The sequence below is a fragment of the Klebsiella sp. MPUS7 genome (assembly GCF_009905335.1).
Classification (GTDB): domain Bacteria; phylum Pseudomonadota; class Gammaproteobacteria; order Enterobacterales; family Enterobacteriaceae; genus Klebsiella; species Klebsiella grimontii.
This window is the reverse complement of sequence record NZ_CP047604.1, coordinates 269,828-287,103: the sequence shown is the minus strand read 5'-3', so window position 1 is coordinate 287,103 and position 17,276 is coordinate 269,828. Positions and strand designations below refer to the sequence as shown.

Genomic DNA, 17,276 nt, shown 5'->3' with positions numbered 1-17,276 from the left:
CTCTCGGAATGTTCCGGGCTTATTTGACGTATTCAATTTCATTAACATACCAGGCCGCCTCGCCCGCGGGCGTGTTAACGATAGCTAAATCGCCGACCTCTTTTTTCAGCAGCGCGCGCGCCATTGGCGAATCAATGGAGATGTAGTCATTGCGGCCAAAGATTTCATCGTAGCCGACAATCCGAAAGCGCTTCGTCTCGCCCGCATCGTTTTCAATTTCCACCCACGCGCCGAAAAAAACCTTCCCCTCCTGCTGCGGCGAATAATCGACGATTTTCAGCTGCTCAAGGCATTTGGTCAGATAGCGCACCCGGCGGTCGATTTCACGCAGGCGCTTTTTATTGTACTGATAGTCGGCGTTTTCGCTGCGGTCGCCAAGGCTCGCCGCCCAGGTCACTTTTTTGGTAACTTCCGGACGTTCTTCGCGCCACAGGGTGTCCATCTCTTTCTTCAGTTTTTCATACCCTTCACGGGTGATCAGCGGCGTTTTCATCGAAGGTTCCGGCTCCTGATTACAAATCTTTGTGCAATGCTGCGCACAATTCGTCGCACGTCATCATAGCAACAGGATAAATAATGTGTCTTATGCTTAAATGTATACTTAAGCTGCTGTTAAATATGCTTTGTAACAATTTAGCCTGGAATATATACCAGATTTCGCTGGTGGGCGACCCGGGCTTTTTTGAGAATACGTACTGACAATTGCAGTGAACCTTTGGGAGTATAAACAATGCAAGAGAATTATAAGATTCTGGTTGTCGATGACGACATGCGCCTGCGCGCGCTACTCGAACGTTATCTGACCGAGCAGGGCTTCCAGGTTCGTAGCGTGGCGAACGCTGAACAGATGGATCGCCTGCTGACTCGTGAATCCTTCCACCTGATGGTGCTGGATCTCATGCTGCCGGGCGAAGATGGCCTGTCCATTTGCCGCCGCCTGCGCAGCCAGAGCAACCCGATGCCGATCATCATGGTCACGGCGAAAGGGGAAGAAGTTGACCGTATCGTGGGCCTGGAAATCGGCGCCGACGACTACATCCCAAAACCGTTCAACCCGCGCGAGCTGCTGGCCCGTATCCGCGCCGTGCTGCGCCGCCAGGCTAATGAACTGCCGGGCGCGCCTTCGCAGGAAGAGGCGGTGATCGCCTTTGGTAAGTTCAAGCTGAACCTCGGCACCCGCGAGATGTTCCGTGAAGATGAACCCATGCCGCTGACCAGCGGTGAATTCGCGGTACTGAAAGCGCTGGTGAGCCATCCGCGCGAACCATTATCCCGCGATAAGCTGATGAACCTCGCCCGCGGCCGTGAATATTCGGCCATGGAACGTTCCATCGACGTACAAATCTCCCGTCTGCGCCGCATGGTGGAAGAAGACCCGGCGCATCCACGCTATATCCAGACCGTTTGGGGCCTGGGCTACGTTTTCGTCCCGGACGGCTCTAAGGCATGAAACGCGTGCGCTTTTCGCCGCGAAGCTCGTTTGCCCGCACCCTGTTACTGATCGTCACCCTGCTGTTCGCCAGCCTGGTGACGACCTATTTAGTGGTGCTGAATTTCGCGATCCTGCCCAGTCTCCAGCAGTTTAATAAGGTTCTGGCCTACGAAGTGCGTATGCTGATGACCGATAAACTGCAGCTGGAAGACGGCACCCAACTGGTGGTGCCCCCGGCGTTTCGCCGCGAGATTTATCGCGAGCTGGGCATTTCGCTCTATTCCAACGAAGCGGCGGAAGACGCAGGCCTGCGCTGGGCGCAGCATTATGAATTCTTAAGTCAGCAGATGGCGCACCAGCTCGGCGGGCCGACCGAAGTGCGGGTGGAAGTGAATAAAAGCTCGCCCGTGGTGTGGCTGAAAACCTGGCTCTCCCCCAATATCTGGGTGCGCGTACCGCTGACCGAAATCCACCAGGGCGACTTCTCGCCGCTGTTCCGCTACACCCTGGCCATCATGCTGCTGGCGATTGGCGGCGCCTGGCTCTTTATTCGTATTCAGAACCGACCGCTGGTCGACCTGGAGCACGCGGCGCTGCAGGTCGGGCGAGGCATTATTCCCCCGCCGCTGCGCGAATACGGCGCATCGGAAGTGCGGTCGGTAACCCGCGCTTTTAACCATATGGCGGCTGGCGTGAAGCAATTGGCGGACGACCGTACGCTGCTGATGGCCGGAGTCAGCCATGATTTACGCACCCCTCTCACGCGTATTCGTCTGGCGACGGAGATGATGGGCGAAGAGGACGGCTATCTCGCCGAATCGATTAATAAAGATATCGAAGAGTGTAACGCCATTATTGAGCAGTTTATCGACTACCTGCGCACCGGTCAGGAGATGCCGATGGAGCTGACGGACCTTAACGCGGTGCTGGGGGAAGTGATTGCGGCGGAGAGCGGCTACGAGCGAGAAATCGCCACCGATCTGCAGCCGGGCGAGATCCCGCTGCGCGTGCATCCGCTCTCCATCAAGCGCGCGCTGGCGAATATGGTGGTTAACGCCGCCCGCTACGGCAACGGCTGGATTAAAGTCAGCAGCGGCAGCGAGGGAAACCGGGCCTGGTTCCAGGTGGAAGATGACGGTCCGGGGATTAAACCAGAGCAGCGCGAGCATCTGTTTCAGCCGTTCGTGCGCGGCGATAGCGCCCGTACGATTAGCGGAACCGGCCTCGGCCTGGCTATCGTTCAGCGCATCATCGATAACCATAACGGCAAGCTGGAACTTGGTTCCAGCGAACGCGGCGGATTATTAATTCGCGCCTGGCTGCCGGTGCCGATGAATCGCGCTCTGCCTGCGGTAAAATCCACCAAAGAGAGCTAGATCGGCCTTAAACCAACCTCATCCGGTACGCCCGCATAAAACCGCCCGGCGGCGGCTCGCGCCTTACCGGGACTACGAGCTCACCACCGTCTGCGGACCAGTAGCCCGGACAAGGCGCGTCAAGCGCCGCCTCCGGGACGTTGCCGGACTGCTTCAGGTTTAATGCGCTTTATTCGCCATCTGATACGCCGCCGGCAGATTCAGCCGCTGCCAGAACTGCTGAGCGTCATTCTCACCGGAGAGCGGATACCCTGCGGGCAGCGCCGTTTTGACCATCAGCGCCCGACGCTGCGCGGCGGACAGATTCGGCAGCGCAGCCTCCAGCAGCACTTCAGCCCCTTGCGGCACCTTCAGGCTCTGTTTTTCGCCCTTCTGCTGCGGCAAATCGTAGGTCATGGTGAAACGATAAAACGCCTTCATCGCCGGGTCGCGATACGGATCGTCTTTCGCAGACATCTTCGCGCATTCCGCCAGCGTCGTGCCGCACTCCTTCTCCAGCGCGGCGCGCAGCTGGTCGCGGGCCTCATTAAACAGCCCGCGATACTTCGCGTCATTCAAATAGTGGGCGACGTTGCGCTGCGCCACCATCCGCGAGCCCATCACGTCCAGCGGATAGTGCACGCCCAGCACGATGCGCGAATAGCCATAGCGAGCGCCGCGGGTAACCAGCGCATCGAAGCGCTCCGGGATCATCTCCGCCATTAGCAGAGCGTCGGTATAGCCTGTATTGGTGTGCCCGCTTGGAAACGAGCCGCCGTCTGCGGTATAGGGCTTATTGTCCTTAACGACCACATCGTCCGGCACCAGATGGATGGTATTGCCCTGAATCAGGAACGGACGCGGGTTGTTAAAGTGCTTTTTCGCCGCCCCGGTACTCACTTCAGAGGCTTTGATCAGCGCCGCCGCCTTACCGAGCTCGCCTTTGTCGTAGGCGGCGAGGAACGCTTTGCCGAGGCGCGGCCCCAGCGCATCGCTGAGGAAGTAGAGATAGCTGATGCCCTCGGCATCCGCCAGCGCCTGATGGCGGGAGGTCTGTACGGCATCGCGGTTAATGGCGGTGACCGTCGCCAGATTTTGCTCAATCACCGCCTGCGGCAGCGCAGTGAACGCCGAGAGCAGCTCGATTCCCGCCTGCTGGTTGGCTTTGGTCTGAAAGTCGTACCCGCTGGCCTTCAGCCACGCGGTATCCGCCTGGGTTTTATTCTGTCTGGCGTGTTCAAGCTGGTCGCGAGTCAGGGTCGCCGCATCGCCCTTCAGCGCGTTGCGCAGCTGCGACAGGCTTTGGCTCTCCAGCGCGTCAAACGCCGGGCTGGCGGCGGCTGACGTCACGGCGTTGGCCATTGTTGCCGCCTGGTTCAAAGGGACCTCTTTCGCCAGTACCGGCAGCGCCAGCACGAGCGCCGTTGCGAGAAGCGTGATTTGCATTTTCATTATTTTTCCTTTTATTCAAACAATTACCTTGCCTGTACGTGACGCTAGCCTCTCTGTTTGACGCTTTTATGACACGGTTATGTTTTGCAACGCTTTAAGCGGAATGGAAACAGCGCGGCGGTAATCCAGGCCGATCTGCGGTAAACTATCGGTAATCTTGTCTAAATCCCGGAATCACCGTATCCATGCTCAGTTATCGTCATAGCTTTCACGCAGGCAACCACGCCGACGTTCTTAAACACACCGTTCAGAGCCTGATCATTGAATCGCTCAAAGAGAAAGAAAAACCGTTTCTCTATCTGGACACCCACGCCGGGGCTGGCCGCTATCAGCTGAGCAGCGAACATGCCGAACGTACCGGTGAATATCTCGAAGGCATCGCCCGCATCTGGCAGCAGGATGACCTGCCCGCCGAGCTGGAGCCGTATGTCTCCGTCGTTCAGCACTTCAACCGTAGCGGCCAGCTGCGCTACTACCCCGGCTCGCCGCTGATTGCCCGCCAGCTGCTGCGCGAGCAGGACAGCCTGCAGATGACCGAACTGCACCCGAGCGATTTTCCGCTGCTGCGCGCCGAGTTTCAGAAAGACGACCGCGCCCGGGTTGAAAAAACCGACGGCTATCAGCAGCTGAAGTCTAAGCTGCCGCCGGTTTCTCGCCGTGGGCTGGTGCTGATCGACCCGCCTTACGAAATCAAAAGCGACTACCAGGCGGTCGTGACCGGTATTCATGAAGGCTACAAACGCTTTGCCACCGGCACCTACGCGCTGTGGTATCCGGTGGTGCTGCGGGCGCAGATTAAGCGCATGATCAAAGAGTTAGAGGCCACCGGCATTCGCAAAATTCTGCAAATCGAGCTGGCGGTGCGCCCGGACAGCGACCAGCGCGGGATGACCGCCTCCGGGATGATCGTCATCAACCCGCCGTGGAAGCTGGAGCAGCAGATGAACAACGTTCTGCCGTGGCTGCATAAAAAGCTGGTGCCGACCGGTATCGGCCATGCCACCGTCAGTTGGATCGTGCCTGAGTAATCGCAGTCATCGGTGGAAACTATTGATTTCAGGTATACAATCGCGCCAATCAGACATTAAGGATAAGACTCATGAGCAAGCATTATGACTATATCGCCATTGGCGGCGGCAGCGGCGGTATCGCCTCCATTAACCGTGCCGCTATGCACGGCCAGAAGTGCGCTCTGATTGAAGCCAAAGACCTGGGCGGTACCTGCGTAAACGTCGGCTGCGTACCGAAGAAAGTGATGTGGCATGCGGCGCAGATTCGCGAAGCTATCCATCTGTATGGCCCGGATTACGGTTTTGATACCACGATCAATCACTTCGACTGGGATAAACTGGTCGCCAGCCGTAGCGCCTATATCGATCGTATCCACACCTCCTACGATAACGTGCTGGGCAAAAATAAGGTCGACGTGATTAAAGGCTTCGCCCGTTTTGTCGATGCGAAAACCATCGAAGTGAACGGCGAGACGATAACCGCCGATCATATTCTGATCGCCACCGGCGGACGCCCGAGCCATCCGAATATCCCCGGCGTCGAATACGGCATTGATTCCGATGGTTTCTTCGAACTGCCGGCGCTGCCGAAACGCGTTGCGGTTGTCGGCGCGGGCTATATCGCCGTTGAGCTGGCGGGCGTGATTAACGGCCTGGGCGCGGAGACGCACCTGTTCGTGCGTAAACACGCGCCGTTGCGTAGCTTCGATCCGCTGATCGTGGAAACGCTGGTTGAGGTGATGAACGCCGAAGGCCCGCAGTTGCACACCAACGCCATTCCGCAAGCGGTGGTTAAAAATGCCGACGGCAGCCTGACCCTGGAACTGGAAGACGGCCGCAGCCAGACCGTGGACTGCCTGATTTGGGCGATCGGTCGCGAACCGGCGACTGATAACTTCAACCTCGCCGCTACCGGGGTAAAAACCAACGATAAAGGCTATATCGTGGTCGATAAATTCCAGAACACCAACGTTCCGGGTATTTACGCCGTGGGCGATAATACCGGCGCCGTCGAGCTGACCCCGGTCGCCGTCGCCGCAGGCCGTCGTCTCTCCGAGCGTCTGTTTAACAACAAGCCGGACGAACATCTGGACTACAGCAACATCCCGACCGTGGTGTTCAGCCATCCGCCTATCGGCACCGTCGGCTTAACTGAGCCGCAGGCGCGCGAGCAGTACGGCGATGAAGCGGTGAAGGTGTATAAATCCTCTTTCACCGCCATGTATACCGCCGTGACCTCACACCGCCAGCCGTGCCGCATGAAGCTGGTCTGCGTCGGCCCGGAAGAGAAGATTGTCGGTATTCACGGTATCGGCTTCGGGATGGATGAGATGCTGCAGGGCTTCGCGGTGGCGCTGAAAATGGGCGCAACCAAGAAAGACTTCGACAATACCGTGGCTATCCACCCAACCGCCGCGGAAGAGTTTGTGACCATGCGCTAAGACGCGCACCACGCATGAAAAAGAAGCTCTCAGGAGCTTCTTTTTTTATCTCTACGCCACGCCATTATTGCCGTGGCGCTTAAACGCCGGCCGCTGATTCAGCGCCATATACCAGCGCTCCACTTCCGCCATTTCAGGATGGGCGAACGGCGTCATTTTCCAGCGATGCACCGACAGGCCAAGGACAATATCCGCCAGCGTAAACTCGCTACCGGCGACCCATGCCCCGGTTTGCTGCAGCTGCGTATTGACGATCTGCACGCAGCGGGTCCAGGCGGCGATACTCTCTTTGATAGCCGCCGGGTCCTGGAAGCGCGGGTCCTTGCGCACCAGCCCCATAAAGGCGTAGCGCCAGGCCGTGTTAAATTCCGTTGCCTGCCAGTCCATCCAGTGCTCAACCTCGGCGGCAGCCCGCGGCGCCGTGGGGAGCAGGTCTTCCCGCCCGGCTTTGCGCGCCAGGTAGCGGCAGATGCTGTTCGACTCCCACAGCACAAAGTCGTCATCCAGCAGCACGGGTACCAGACTGTTCGGGTTAAGGGCGCGAAACTCAGGCGTCTCGATGGACTGAAACCCGCTGCCGTAATCCTCCTGCTGATACTCAAGTCCCGCTTCCTCGCAGGTCCACAGCGCTTTACGCACGTTAATTGATGAGCGTTTGCCCAGTATTTTTAGCATTGTCAGCAATTCCTCAATCAAAAGAGATGGTTGTTTCACAATACTGCATCGGCGACGCATGTACACCCGGATAATGTGTATAGTGGATTGCAGGATTTTTCTCCAGAACAGGTTATCCGACATGCTGACCTCTTTTAACGTTTTAACGCCGGGCAATATCCGCTTTGGGCGCTGCCTTGCTTGTAGCGCTGCGCCCTGGCTCGCCGGACGTTGCGCACAGATACTGCTGGTTCACGGCGCCAGCCTGACGCGCGCAGAGTTTTTGTTAAGCGAACTCCACGCGCGCCAGCTGCACGTCACTACGCTCTCTATCGCCCATGAACCCAGCCTGCAGGACATTGAACGGGGCGTTCGTCTGGCGCGGGAAAAAGGCGTCGGGGCGGTGGTCAGCCTCGGCGGCGGCGCGGTCATTGATGCGGGCAAAGCCATTGCGGCGCTGGTGCCCGCTCAGGGACCCGCGATTGAATATCTGGAAGTGGTGGGCTCCGGGCGCCTGTTAGAGGCCAATCCGCTGCCGTTCGTCGCCATTCCCACCACGGCCGGTACCGGGGCGGAAGTCACAAAGAACGCGGTGATCAACGTCCCTGAACAGCAGCGTAAAGTCAGCCTGCGCGATGACCGCATGCTGCCGGATCTGGCGATTATCGACCCGTCGCTCACCGACAACGCGCCGCGCGCGGTGACCTTAGCCTCCGGTCTTGACGCCATCACCCAGGTGATTGAGCCGTGGCTGTGCGCCCGCGCCAATCCGTTTACCGACGCGCTCTGCCGGGAGGCGATCCCGCGCGGCATCAAAGCGCTCAGAACGCTGATGGTAAAAGAGTGCCCGGATAGCCGCGATGAGATGGCATGGGTCAGCCTGTGCGGCGGACTGGCGTTAGCCAACGCCGGCCTCGGCGTGATTCACGGTCTGGCAGGCCCCTTAGGCGGTCTGAGCAACGCCGCCCACGGCGCGCTTTGCGGCAGCCTGCTTCCCTTCGGCCTGGCGCTCAATGAAACCCAGGTTAGCGACGAAAAAATCCGCCAGCGCTTTGCCGACGTACGCCAGTGGCTGGCGGCGGGGCTGGACGTCGACCCGAACAACGCCTGGGAGAGCCTGCGCGAGTGGAGCCAGCGCGCCGGGCTGGGCAACCTGCGCGAGCTCGGCGTCCCCCGCGAAGCGCTGGAACCCGCGGCCCTCGCCGCCAGCAGTTCATCATCGATGAAGGCTAACCCGGTCATGCTGACCAGCGAGCAGCTGCTGGAGATGCTGGAAGCCGCGTGGGAGTAATGGCTTTATTGCTAAAGCGCCCGGAAATTTAGATTTTGTTGCAAAACGAAATCTCCGAATTTTTTGGCGCAATACGAAGCGGTTAAAATGGTTTTAATGCGCCAGGTCAAATAGTTAAAGCAGAAACCTCGAGCTGAAGGCTTAGAACAAAGCGTGATCTACCGCACGCTTCTCTTTTCGTTTCCCGCTGCGAATGTCTAAGCTTAATAGACAGGTCGGGCGCGCCCGGCATCCTCTACTGACGCAATCCGGAGGTCCGTACCACTATGTTCAGCCAGAAATTACGCAACGTTGATGACGATGAGCTCAGGATCGAAAACGATCCGTGCTACGAAGCCGATCCGTATGAGTTAAAGCTGGATGAAATGTTCGACGCCGAACCCGAACCGGAGATCATTGAAGGGCTGCCCGCCTCGGATGCCCTGACCCCTGCCGATCGCTATCTGGAACTGTTCGCTCACGTCCAGAAGTCACGCATTTTCGCCGATAGCAAAACCTTCCCTGACTGCGCGCCGAAGCAGGACCCGCTGGATATTTTGATTCACTACCGTCGCGTAAGGCGCACTCCCGGATTCGATCTCCGCCAGTTCGTTGAAGATCACTTTTGGCTGCCGGATAGCCGCGCCGAGGATTACGTCTCCGATCCTAATCGATCGTTAAAAGAGCATATTGATAACCTGTGGCCCGTGCTGACCCGCGAGCCGCAGGATCATATTCCCTGGTCGTCGCTGCTGGCGCTGCCGCAGTCATATATCGTTCCCGGCGGCCGTTTTAGCGAAACCTACTACTGGGATTCCTACTTCACCATGCTGGGGCTGGCGGAAAGCGGCCGCGAAGATCTGCTGAAGTGCATGGCCGACAACTTCGCGTGGATGATTGAAATCTACGGCCATATTCCCAACGGCAACCGCACTTATTATCTCAGCCGCTCGCAGCCCCCGGTCTTTGCATTGATGGTTGAACTGTTTGAAGAAGATGGCGTCCGCGGCGCTAAACGGTACCTTGACCATCTGCAGATGGAGTACAGCTTCTGGATGGACGGCGCGGAATCGCTGATCCCCAATCAGGCCTACCGCCACGTGGTGCGTATGCCGGACGGCTCGCTGCTAAACCGCTACTGGGACGATCGCGATACGCCGCGCGATGAGTCATGGCGGGAAGATGTCGAAACGGCAAAACACTCCGGCCGCCCGCCGAACGAGGTCTATCGCGACCTGCGCGCCGGAGCGGAATCCGGCTGGGACTACTCCAGCCGCTGGCTGCGCGATATCACCCGGCTGGCGAGCATCCGTACCACCCAGTTTATCCCCATTGATTTGAACGCCTTCCTGTTCAAGCTGGAGAACACCATCGCCAACCTCTCCGGCCTCAAGGGCGATCGGGAAACAGAGGCCGCGTTTCGCCAGAAGGCCAGCGACCGCCGGGCGGCGGTGACCCGCTATCTGTGGGATGACGAGAGCGGCTGTTTTCGCGATTACGACTGGCGCCGCGAGCAGCTGGCGCTGTTTTCCGCCGCCAGCATCGTCGCGCTCTACGTCGGCTTAGCGACCCATGAACAGGCCGACAGGCTCGCCGACGCGGTACGCGCCCGCCTGCTCACTCCGGGCGGTATTATGGCGACCGAATATGAAAGCGGCGAACAGTGGGATAAACCCAACGGCTGGGCGCCGCTGCAGTGGATGGCGGTACAGGGTTTTAAAATGTACGGCCAGGATCCGCTCGGCGATGAGATAGCGCAGAGCTGGCTGCAAACGGTGAATCATTACTATAAACAGCACTACAAGCTGATTGAAAAGTACCATATCGCCAGCGCCACGCCCCACGAAGGCGGAGGGGGTGAATATCCCCTCCAGGACGGCTTCGGCTGGACCAACGGCGTGGTGCGCCGGCTTATCGGACTGTACGGCGAGCCGTTGTAAAAGCGCGCTATTCCCGGGGTCGATGTCCTGCTATGTTCATGGCATCGACTTTCGCCGGAACTCTTGCCATGCCTGAACTGGTTACCCCACGCCTGCGCTGCTCGCCGCTGCAGCTTGACGACTGGCCCTTTTTTCTCAGCCTACAGCAAGACCCCCAGGTCATGCTCTACGTCGCGGATCCTCGCCCGGTAGCGGAAATTCGCGACGCTTTTGATTCGCGGCTTCCCGCGTGGTCGCCGGGGGCGACCCACTGGCTGTGCCTGGTGGTACGCGACCGCTATACCCACGCCCCCCTTGGCCTCACCGGTTATCATCACCATGCCCCCGACAGCGCTGAAGCGGGTTTTCTGTTCGCTCCCCATGCACAGGGCAAGGGTTACGGCTATGAATCTCTGCGCGCGCTATGCGATTACGCCTTCTCCACGGGCGGCATCCGGCGGCTTACGGCAACCGTCACCGCGGGCAACCTGGCATCCAAAAATCTGCTCCAGAAGGTGGGTTTTCACCAGGAAGGCGAGCTACGCGAATGCTACTGGCTCAACGGTCGCTGGCACAACGATTGGCTTTTTGGCCTGCTGCGCCGCGATTACAACTAGCCTGGGCCATCTGGCGAATAGGGGGCGACGGGCTTTTCCTCTACACTGCAGGCCGACAACAGAGGAAGGCAATAAATGTCCCCAACGATACCGCCGCTAAGCCTGCAGGGCCTTGAGTTTATTAAGCGCGCCCAGGGATTAGCGCTCGTCCCCTATCGGGACGAAAGCGGCCTGCGCGTGATTGGCTACGGCCACGTTCTCAACGACTATGAAACGTTCAGCCACTTCACGCGCGAGGTCGCGGAGACCTTACTTACCGTGGATCTACTGCAATGCCAGCGCGAGCTTAAGCGCAGCCTGCAGGTTACGCTTAATCAAGCGCAATATGATGCGCTGGTCTCTTTAGCCTTTAGCTGCGGGGCGGCGTCTCCGGCGCTTAATATTGTTTTGACCCATCTTAACCATCAGCGGTTCGCTGAAGCGTTGAACGCATGGGGAAATATTCGCAGCGGTCGCGAACAGCGGCGCGAAGAGTGCGCACGATTCAAAGCCTGCACCGATTAAGTTTCGCTAATGCTATTAAAAATCATCGCCGCCTGGGTACGATTCTTCACGTTAAGCCGGCGATAGAGCGACTCAAGATGGGCCTTTACCGTGCCGACGCTAATATTTAACGTACGGCTAATCTCTTTATTTGAATCACCGGCGGCCAGCAGCTGTAAAACCTCACGCTGGCGCTGGCTTAAATGAACCCATTTATTATCCCGCGCTTCCGCCGTCATTAGCCAATCGCCCGGTAGACGGAGCAGTCCCAGCAGGACGCTGTTGATCGCCTGAGCGAAAGTTTGCAAACCTTCCTCGCGTTGCACGATGCCCCGCACATTGTAAGGCAGCGCGCGCTGTAGCCAGCTCTTATTATTGTCAGAAACAGTCAGCAGTACCTGAGATTGCGGGAAGCGAAGCTGTTTTTCCTGCAACAACCAACAACAAAACTCGCTGTGCATATCACCATCCAGAATGAGCAGCGCGTCAGGGTGCGCCGTCAGCATCTGCCAGAGCTGTTCAGGCTGACAGGTGCCAAAAAGATCAATTTCGGGAATGTATTGCTGAAGGCCAATTTTCATGCCATGAATAAATATCGACTGCCTGTCAAACATGATTACCTGCATGGATTTATCTCCATCAAAGAAATGCCCGATTTAATCAGGGGGAGGGGAATATCAGCAAGTAAAATAAGCGCTCGCTGTTTGGCCCGGGGCATTTTACCGATAGAGAGAATTAACTAAATATCATAACAATGAATAGTTACAGGCCTTGTTGATACCATTACTCATTCACAATAATTATTACACTTAAATTAAGGAAATCCTTAATTACCGGGCAAGAAAAGAATAAACACAATATTAATTTTTCTATTTTAAACGAACCCGGAAACGCAGGCGATGGCAAAATCAGGAATGTATGTTACGGAGTAAGAAAACGCATGAAATGCGCGTTGCCCCGCCATCATCGATGGCGGGGCGCTCGATCACAAAAACATCCCGCCTGACACTTCTACGCGCTGGGCGTTCATCCAGCGCAGGTCATCGCTCAGTAGCGCGGCGATGGCATCGCCAATATCATCCGGAAGCCCTACTCTTCCCAGCGCCGTTTGCGCGGCAATATGCTGATTCACCTGAGCGTTATCCCTTACGACGCCGCCGCCAAAATCGGTTTCAATCGCGCCAGGCGCGATGATATTGACCGAAATTCCGCGTGCCCCCAGCTCCTTCGCCTGATAGCGCGTCAGCACCTCCATCGCCCCTTTCATTGAGGCATAGGCCGCGTAGCCCGGTAGAGCAAAACGCGCCAGCCCGCTGGAAACATTGAGGATCCGTCCCCCGTCCTGCAATAACGGCAGCAGGCGTTGGGTGAGGAAGAACGGCCCCTTAAACTGGATGTTCATTAATTCATCAAACTGCGCTTCGCTGGTTTCAGCAAAAGGAATATTCAGACCGATTCCGGCATTGTTCAATAAATAGTCGAAGGTATCCCGTTTCCAGCGCTCCTGCAGCACCTCCGCCACCTGCTGAGCAAAAGCGTCGAAACTGCCGACATCACCGACGTTTAACGGTAATGCCGCGGCTTTCACGCCCGTTCGCTCAATTTCAGCCACCACGTCCAGCGCAGCCTGCTGGTTGCTGCGCCAGGTCAGAATAATATCAGTTCCCTTCGCAGCCAGCTTCAATGCGGCGTTTTTTCCCAATCCACGGCTGCCGCCGGTGACTAAAGCGATACGTTGTGTCATCAGAAAACCCCTTCTCGGTTGCATTTGCAGAGTTAAAGAGCTTATTAGCTGCTATAAAAACAATAAATATGGCAAATTACGTTTTACTGTTTCCCGAAGAACAACAATAGGCCGCCGGGATGGATAAAATTCACGCAATGCAGCTGTTCATTAGGGTAGCGGAGCTGGAAAGTTTTTCCCGCGCCGCCGACACCCTTGGCCTGCCGAAAGGGAGCGTATCGCGCCAGATTCAGGCGCTCGAGAGCCACCTTGGCGCTCGCCTGCTGCACCGCACGACCCGCCGGGTGCAGCTGACCCAGGACGGCATGGTCTACTACGAACGCGCCAGAGACCTGCTGAGCAATCTTGAGGAGCTCGACGGTATGTTTCAGCTCGACCCCTCCAGCATCAGCGGGCGTCTGCGGGTTGATATGCCCGTCGCAGTGGCGAAAAAGCTGGTCATTCCGCAGCTGCCGGCGTTTTTGCAGCAGTATCCGGGCATCGAACTGGAGCTCAGCAGCAGCGATCGGTTAGTCGACGTGGTCCGCGAGGGCTTTGACTGCGTGGTGCGCGTCGGTACGCTGAAAGATTCCGGGCTGATCGCGCGGCCGCTAGGCAAGCTCACGCAAATTAACTGCGCCAGTCCGCAGTACCTGACGCGCTTTGGCTATCCGCAGTCGCTGGACGATCTCGCGGATCATGCGCTGATCCACTACGCCAGCAATCTGGGCGTTCGTCCGCTCGGATTTGAAGTGGTCAGCGATGGCGCGGTTCGCTGGGTTAAAGCGGGCGGCGTGCTTACGGTCAATAGTACCGAGACCTATCAGGCGTCGTGTCTGGCCGGACTGGGGATTATTCAGGTTCCACGGATAGGCGTTCGCGAAATGCTGCGCACCGGCGAACTGATCGAAATTCTTCCCCACTACCGCGCCGAACCGCTGCCGGTGTCGCTCATTTACCCGCACCGGCGTAATCTCTCGCGGCGGGTACATCTGTTTATGGAGTGGCTCGGCGGGCTGATGAAAAACTACGTTGATTAGTCCGCATGATGAAAAATCCGTATTTGAGAGGGTGCCGATATTTTCTGCCGGATGGCGGATGAGGCCTGAATAAGAATAAAAAAATCAACTATATCATTGCATTATCAACTTCCCGCAGGCCTGGACAATGGCAGAAGAGCGCGCTTCAACCGCTCTCGGATTCATAGACCCGATGGCCCCGGTACGCCTTATCCGCGATTTTACGTATATAATTTTGATGAATACCGCTGTAAAAAAGGAAGAAATGATTTATGACGCCGGAAAACGACGCTCAACGCCCAACCGAGGATCCGGGCCAGCAGCCGGATAAAAACAAAAGCGCGATGGCTGCGATAAACGACTCTACCGTGGCGAAAAAAGCCAACCAGGCGCTGAAAAGCGTCACCGGAACGGCGGAAAAAGTTCAGCGTAACCATATGGTCGCCCATATCATCCGCGCCGCGGAGCGCTTTAACGACAGGCTGGGTAATCAGTTTGGCGCGGCAATCACCTACTTCTCGTTTTTATCGATGATCCCGATCCTGATGGTCTCTTTTGCGGCCGCCGGTTTTGTTCTCGCCTCGCATCCCACGCTGCTACAGGACATCTTCGATAAAATCCTGCTGAACGTTAGCGACCCGACGCTGGCGGCAACGCTGAAAAATACCATCAATACCGCCGTACAGCAGCGTACCGCCGTCGGTATCGTCGGCCTGCTGGTGGCGCTCTACTCCGGCATTAACTGGATGGGCAACCTGCGTGAGGCCATCCGCGCCCAGTCGCGCGACGTCTGGGAGCGCACGCCGCAGGATCAGGAGAAAATCTGGGTCAAATATTTCCGCGACTTTATCTCGCTGATCGGCCTGCTGGTGGCGCTGGTCATTACCTTGTCGATCACCTCCATCGCCGGCTCGGCCCAGCAGATGATTATCTCGGCGCTTTACCTTGATTACATTGAGTGGCTGAAACCGGCGTGGCGGCTGATTGGCCTGGCGATTTCCATCTTCGCTAACTATCTGCTGTTTTTCTGGATTTTCTGGCGGCTCCCGCGCCACCGCCCTCGCCGCAAGGCGCTGATTCGCGGCACTCTGATTGCGGCCGTCGGCTTTGAGATAATCAAAATCATCATGACCTGGACGCTGCCGGCGCTGGTGAAATCCCCCTCCGGGGCGGCGTTCGGCTCGGTGTTAGGGATAATGGCCTTCTTCTATTTCTTTGCCCGCCTGACGCTGTTCTGCGCCGCATGGATTGCCACCGCCGAATATAAAGACGACCGCCGGATGCCGGGTAAAGCCCACGACTGAATCATTATTGGGCTGAATAAAAGACGCAAAATTCAGCCCAACCTGGCATTTCAGCATATAAATCCAACATGTAACTTTTATTTAACCTGAACCTGGTTTTATTGACCATTATTTGAATTATGTGAAGCATTTCATAGAAGTTATTTTTCTGGCACAGAAATTATTCACTTTTTGCCTATTTTTTAACCTCCCCCGCCCCTTGTTACAGATTGAAATGTCCCCAAGGCTGTGGCTATATGGCCTTTCGTTCGCAAAAAATAAGAAAGATCTATGCAAGCCACAGCCACCACACTCGACAACGCGCAGGACACCGTTCCGGTTAACTCACGCAATAAAGTCGTCGTCGCCTCACTCATTGGCACCGCCATCGAGTTCTTCGACTTCTATATCTACGCCACCGCGGCAGTTATTGTATTTCCACATATTTTCTTCCCGCAGGGCGATCCCGCCGCCGCGACGCTACAATCGCTGGCCACCTTCGCTATCGCCTTTATCGCCCGCCCTATCGGCTCCGCGGTATTTGGCCACTTCGGCGACCGCGTAGGCCGTAAAACGACTCTGGTGGCCTCGCTGCTGACGATGGGGATCTCTACCGTGGTTATCGGCCTGCTGCCCGGCTATGAAACCATTGGCATTATGGCACCGGTGCTGCTGGCGCTGGCGCGCTTTGGCCAGGGGCTCGGCCTTGGCGGCGAATGGGGCGGCGCGGCGCTGCTGGCGACGGAAAACGCTCCGCCGCGCAAGCGCGCGCTGTACGGCTCTTTCCCGCAGCTGGGCGCGCCGATTGGCTTCTTCTTCGCTAACGGCACCTTCCTGCTGCTCTCCTGGCTGCTGACCGACCAGCAGTTTATGGAGTGGGGCTGGCGTATGCCGTTTATCTTCTCCGCCGTGCTGGTGATTATCGGCCTGTACGTCCGCGTTTCGCTGCACGAATCGCCGGTATTCGCTAAGGTTGCCGCCGCGAAGAAACAGGTCAAAATCCCGCTGGGCACGCTGCTGACCAAACACGTCCGCGTGACGGTGCTCGGCACCTTTATCATGCTGGCGACCTACACGCTGTTTTACATCATGACCGTCTACTCCATGACCTTCAGTACCGCCGCCGCGCCGATTGGCCTCGGTTTGCCGCGTAACGAAGTGCTGTGGATGCTGATGATGGCGGTTATCGGTTTTGGCGTGATGGTGCCGGTTGCCGGCCTGCTGGCGGATGCGTTTGGTCGTCGTAAGAGCATGGTGGTGATCACTACCCTGATCATCCTCTTCGCGCTGTTTGCCTTTAAACCGCTGCTTGGTTCCGGCAACCCGCTGCTGGTCTTTGCCTTCCTGCTGATTGGCCTGAGCCTGATGGGGCTGACGTTTGGCCCAATGGGCGCGCTGCTGCCGGAGCTGTTCCCGACGGAAGTTCGCTATACCGGCGCATCGTTCTCCTACAACGTCTCGTCGATCCTCGGGGCGTCCGTGGCGCCGTATATCGCCGCCTGGCTGCAGGGCAACTACGGTCTGCCTGCGGTCGGACTCTATCTGGCCGCCATGGCGGCGCTGACGATGATCGCGCTGCTGCTGACCCACGAAACGCGCCACCAGTCGCTGTAATTC

The 17,276-nt window shown here is 57.4% G+C and carries 16 protein-coding genes; 11 read left to right on the top strand and 5 right to left on the bottom strand.

Features of this window, described 5'->3' with window-relative positions:
• Nucleotides 1–19: 19 nt before the first annotated feature.
• Nucleotides 20–493 carry a transcription elongation factor GreB gene (greB, locus tag GUC22_RS01300; protein ID WP_004134279.1) on the bottom strand — a complete coding sequence of 158 codons (474 nt, stop codon included), beginning with the start codon at nt 491–493 and terminating at the stop codon, nt 20–22.
• A gap of 237 nt (nt 494–730) precedes the next feature.
• Here greB and ompR point away from each other — a divergent pair, with 237 nt between their 5' ends.
• Entirely contained in the window at nt 731–1,450 is a 720-nt protein-coding gene (ompR, locus tag GUC22_RS01295) for a two-component system response regulator OmpR (protein WP_001157751.1), read from the top strand.
• Entirely contained in the window at nt 1,447–2,808 is a 1,362-nt protein-coding gene (envZ, locus tag GUC22_RS01290) for a two-component system sensor histidine kinase EnvZ (RefSeq protein WP_024359787.1), read from the top strand. The genes ompR and envZ overlap by 4 nt, the downstream gene beginning before the upstream one ends.
• Nucleotides 2,809–2,967: 159 nt before the next feature.
• Here envZ and GUC22_RS01285 read toward each other — a convergent pair whose 3' ends face one another.
• Complete coding sequence (locus GUC22_RS01285) at nt 2,968–4,239, bottom strand: acid phosphatase (RefSeq protein WP_064343300.1); 1,272 nt, start codon at nt 4,237–4,239, stop codon at nt 2,968–2,970.
• A gap of 185 nt (nt 4,240–4,424) precedes the next feature.
• On the opposite strand from GUC22_RS01285, the gene GUC22_RS01280 reads away from it, so the two are divergent.
• The gene (locus GUC22_RS01280; RefSeq protein WP_004134268.1) at nt 4,425–5,267 is read left to right on the top strand and encodes a 23S rRNA (adenine(2030)-N(6))-methyltransferase RlmJ; all 843 of its coding nucleotides are present in this window, start codon (nt 4,425–4,427) and stop codon (nt 5,265–5,267) included.
• A gap of 71 nt (nt 5,268–5,338) precedes the next feature.
• Complete coding sequence (gene gorA, locus GUC22_RS01275; protein WP_004134266.1) at nt 5,339–6,691, top strand: glutathione-disulfide reductase; 1,353 nt, start codon at nt 5,339–5,341, stop codon at nt 6,689–6,691.
• A gap of 51 nt (nt 6,692–6,742) precedes the next feature.
• Here the strand turns inward: gorA and GUC22_RS01270 are convergent, their stop codons facing one another.
• Nucleotides 6,743–7,366, bottom strand: a complete 624-nt coding sequence (locus tag GUC22_RS01270) for a glutathione S-transferase family protein (RefSeq protein WP_004134265.1) — start codon at nt 7,364–7,366, stop codon at nt 6,743–6,745.
• A gap of 121 nt (nt 7,367–7,487) precedes the next feature.
• Between GUC22_RS01270 and GUC22_RS01265 the strand changes: the two genes are divergently transcribed.
• The 4 genes from GUC22_RS01265 to GUC22_RS01250 all read left to right on the top strand — a co-directional run bounded on the left by GUC22_RS01265 (nt 7,488) and on the right by GUC22_RS01250 (nt 11,655).
• Nucleotides 7,488–8,636, top strand: a complete 1,149-nt coding sequence (locus tag GUC22_RS01265; RefSeq protein ID WP_160183324.1) for an iron-containing alcohol dehydrogenase — start codon at nt 7,488–7,490, stop codon at nt 8,634–8,636.
• 266 nt (nt 8,637–8,902) lie between these two features.
• On the top strand, nt 8,903–10,555 hold the full coding sequence (locus tag GUC22_RS01260) for an alpha,alpha-trehalase (protein WP_024359782.1): 1,653 nt from the start codon (nt 8,903–8,905) through the stop codon (nt 10,553–10,555).
• A gap of 68 nt (nt 10,556–10,623) precedes the next feature.
• Nucleotides 10,624–11,151 carry a GNAT family N-acetyltransferase gene (locus GUC22_RS01255; RefSeq protein ID WP_024359781.1) on the top strand — a complete coding sequence of 176 codons (528 nt, stop codon included), beginning with the start codon at nt 10,624–10,626 and terminating at the stop codon, nt 11,149–11,151.
• 75 nt (nt 11,152–11,226) lie between these two features.
• Nucleotides 11,227–11,655, top strand: coding sequence for a lysozyme (locus GUC22_RS01250; protein WP_082237879.1), 429 nt, complete (start codon nt 11,227–11,229; stop codon nt 11,653–11,655).
• On the opposite strand, the gene GUC22_RS01245 is transcribed toward GUC22_RS01250, so the two are convergent.
• The gene (locus tag GUC22_RS01245; RefSeq protein ID WP_024359779.1) at nt 11,652–12,260 is read right to left on the bottom strand and encodes a DNA-binding response regulator; all 609 of its coding nucleotides are present in this window, start codon (nt 12,258–12,260) and stop codon (nt 11,652–11,654) included. The genes GUC22_RS01250 and GUC22_RS01245 overlap by 4 nt on opposite strands.
• A 359-nt stretch (nt 12,261–12,619) precedes the next feature.
• Complete coding sequence (locus GUC22_RS01240; RefSeq protein ID WP_024359778.1) at nt 12,620–13,378, bottom strand: SDR family NAD(P)-dependent oxidoreductase; 759 nt, start codon at nt 13,376–13,378, stop codon at nt 12,620–12,622.
• A 119-nt stretch (nt 13,379–13,497) separates the two neighbouring features.
• Between GUC22_RS01240 and GUC22_RS01235 the strand changes: the two genes are divergently transcribed.
• From GUC22_RS01235 to GUC22_RS01225, 3 genes are all read left to right on the top strand, one after another.
• A complete protein-coding gene (locus GUC22_RS01235; protein WP_064343303.1) occupies nt 13,498–14,397 on the top strand; it encodes a LysR family transcriptional regulator in 900 nt (299 codons plus the stop codon).
• Between the two features lie 251 nt (nt 14,398–14,648).
• The gene (yhjD, locus tag GUC22_RS01230) at nt 14,649–15,680 is read left to right on the top strand and encodes an inner membrane protein YhjD (protein ID WP_004134249.1); all 1,032 of its coding nucleotides are present in this window, start codon (nt 14,649–14,651) and stop codon (nt 15,678–15,680) included.
• A 270-nt stretch (nt 15,681–15,950) separates the two neighbouring features.
• Complete coding sequence (locus tag GUC22_RS01225; protein WP_004134247.1) at nt 15,951–17,273, top strand: MFS transporter; 1,323 nt, start codon at nt 15,951–15,953, stop codon at nt 17,271–17,273.
• Nucleotides 17,274–17,276 lie beyond the last annotated feature (3 nt).

Bases quoted from the DNA above. Each gene is read 5' to 3' on its own strand.
- GUC22_RS01225 (WP_004134247.1), top strand. From the start codon at position 15,951: ATGCAAGCCACAGCCACCACACTCGACAACGCGCAGGACACCGTTCCG.
- GUC22_RS01265 (WP_160183324.1), top strand. From the start codon at position 7,488: ATGCTGACCTCTTTTAACGTTTTAACGCCGGGCAATATCCGCTTTGGG.
- GUC22_RS01250 (WP_082237879.1), top strand. From the start codon at position 11,227: ATGTCCCCAACGATACCGCCGCTAAGCCTGCAGGGCCTTGAGTTTATT.
- GUC22_RS01240 (WP_024359778.1), bottom strand. From the start codon at position 13,378: ATGACACAACGTATCGCTTTAGTCACCGGCGGCAGCCGTGGATTGGGA.
- yhjD (WP_004134249.1), top strand. From the start codon at position 14,649: ATGACGCCGGAAAACGACGCTCAACGCCCAACCGAGGATCCGGGCCAG.
- ompR (WP_001157751.1), top strand. From the start codon at position 731: ATGCAAGAGAATTATAAGATTCTGGTTGTCGATGACGACATGCGCCTG.
- greB (WP_004134279.1), bottom strand. From the start codon at position 493: ATGAAAACGCCGCTGATCACCCGTGAAGGGTATGAAAAACTGAAGAAA.
- GUC22_RS01260 (WP_024359782.1), top strand. From the start codon at position 8,903: ATGTTCAGCCAGAAATTACGCAACGTTGATGACGATGAGCTCAGGATC.
- gorA (WP_004134266.1), top strand. From the start codon at position 5,339: ATGAGCAAGCATTATGACTATATCGCCATTGGCGGCGGCAGCGGCGGT.
- GUC22_RS01285 (WP_064343300.1), bottom strand. From the start codon at position 4,239: ATGAAAATGCAAATCACGCTTCTCGCAACGGCGCTCGTGCTGGCGCTG.
- GUC22_RS01280 (WP_004134268.1), top strand. From the start codon at position 4,425: ATGCTCAGTTATCGTCATAGCTTTCACGCAGGCAACCACGCCGACGTT.
- GUC22_RS01245 (WP_024359779.1), bottom strand. From the start codon at position 12,260: ATGCAGGTAATCATGTTTGACAGGCAGTCGATATTTATTCATGGCATG.
- envZ (WP_024359787.1), top strand. From the start codon at position 1,447: ATGAAACGCGTGCGCTTTTCGCCGCGAAGCTCGTTTGCCCGCACCCTG.
- GUC22_RS01270 (WP_004134265.1), bottom strand. From the start codon at position 7,366: ATGCTAAAAATACTGGGCAAACGCTCATCAATTAACGTGCGTAAAGCG.
- GUC22_RS01255 (WP_024359781.1), top strand. From the start codon at position 10,624: ATGCCTGAACTGGTTACCCCACGCCTGCGCTGCTCGCCGCTGCAGCTT.
- GUC22_RS01235 (WP_064343303.1), top strand. From the start codon at position 13,498: ATGGATAAAATTCACGCAATGCAGCTGTTCATTAGGGTAGCGGAGCTG.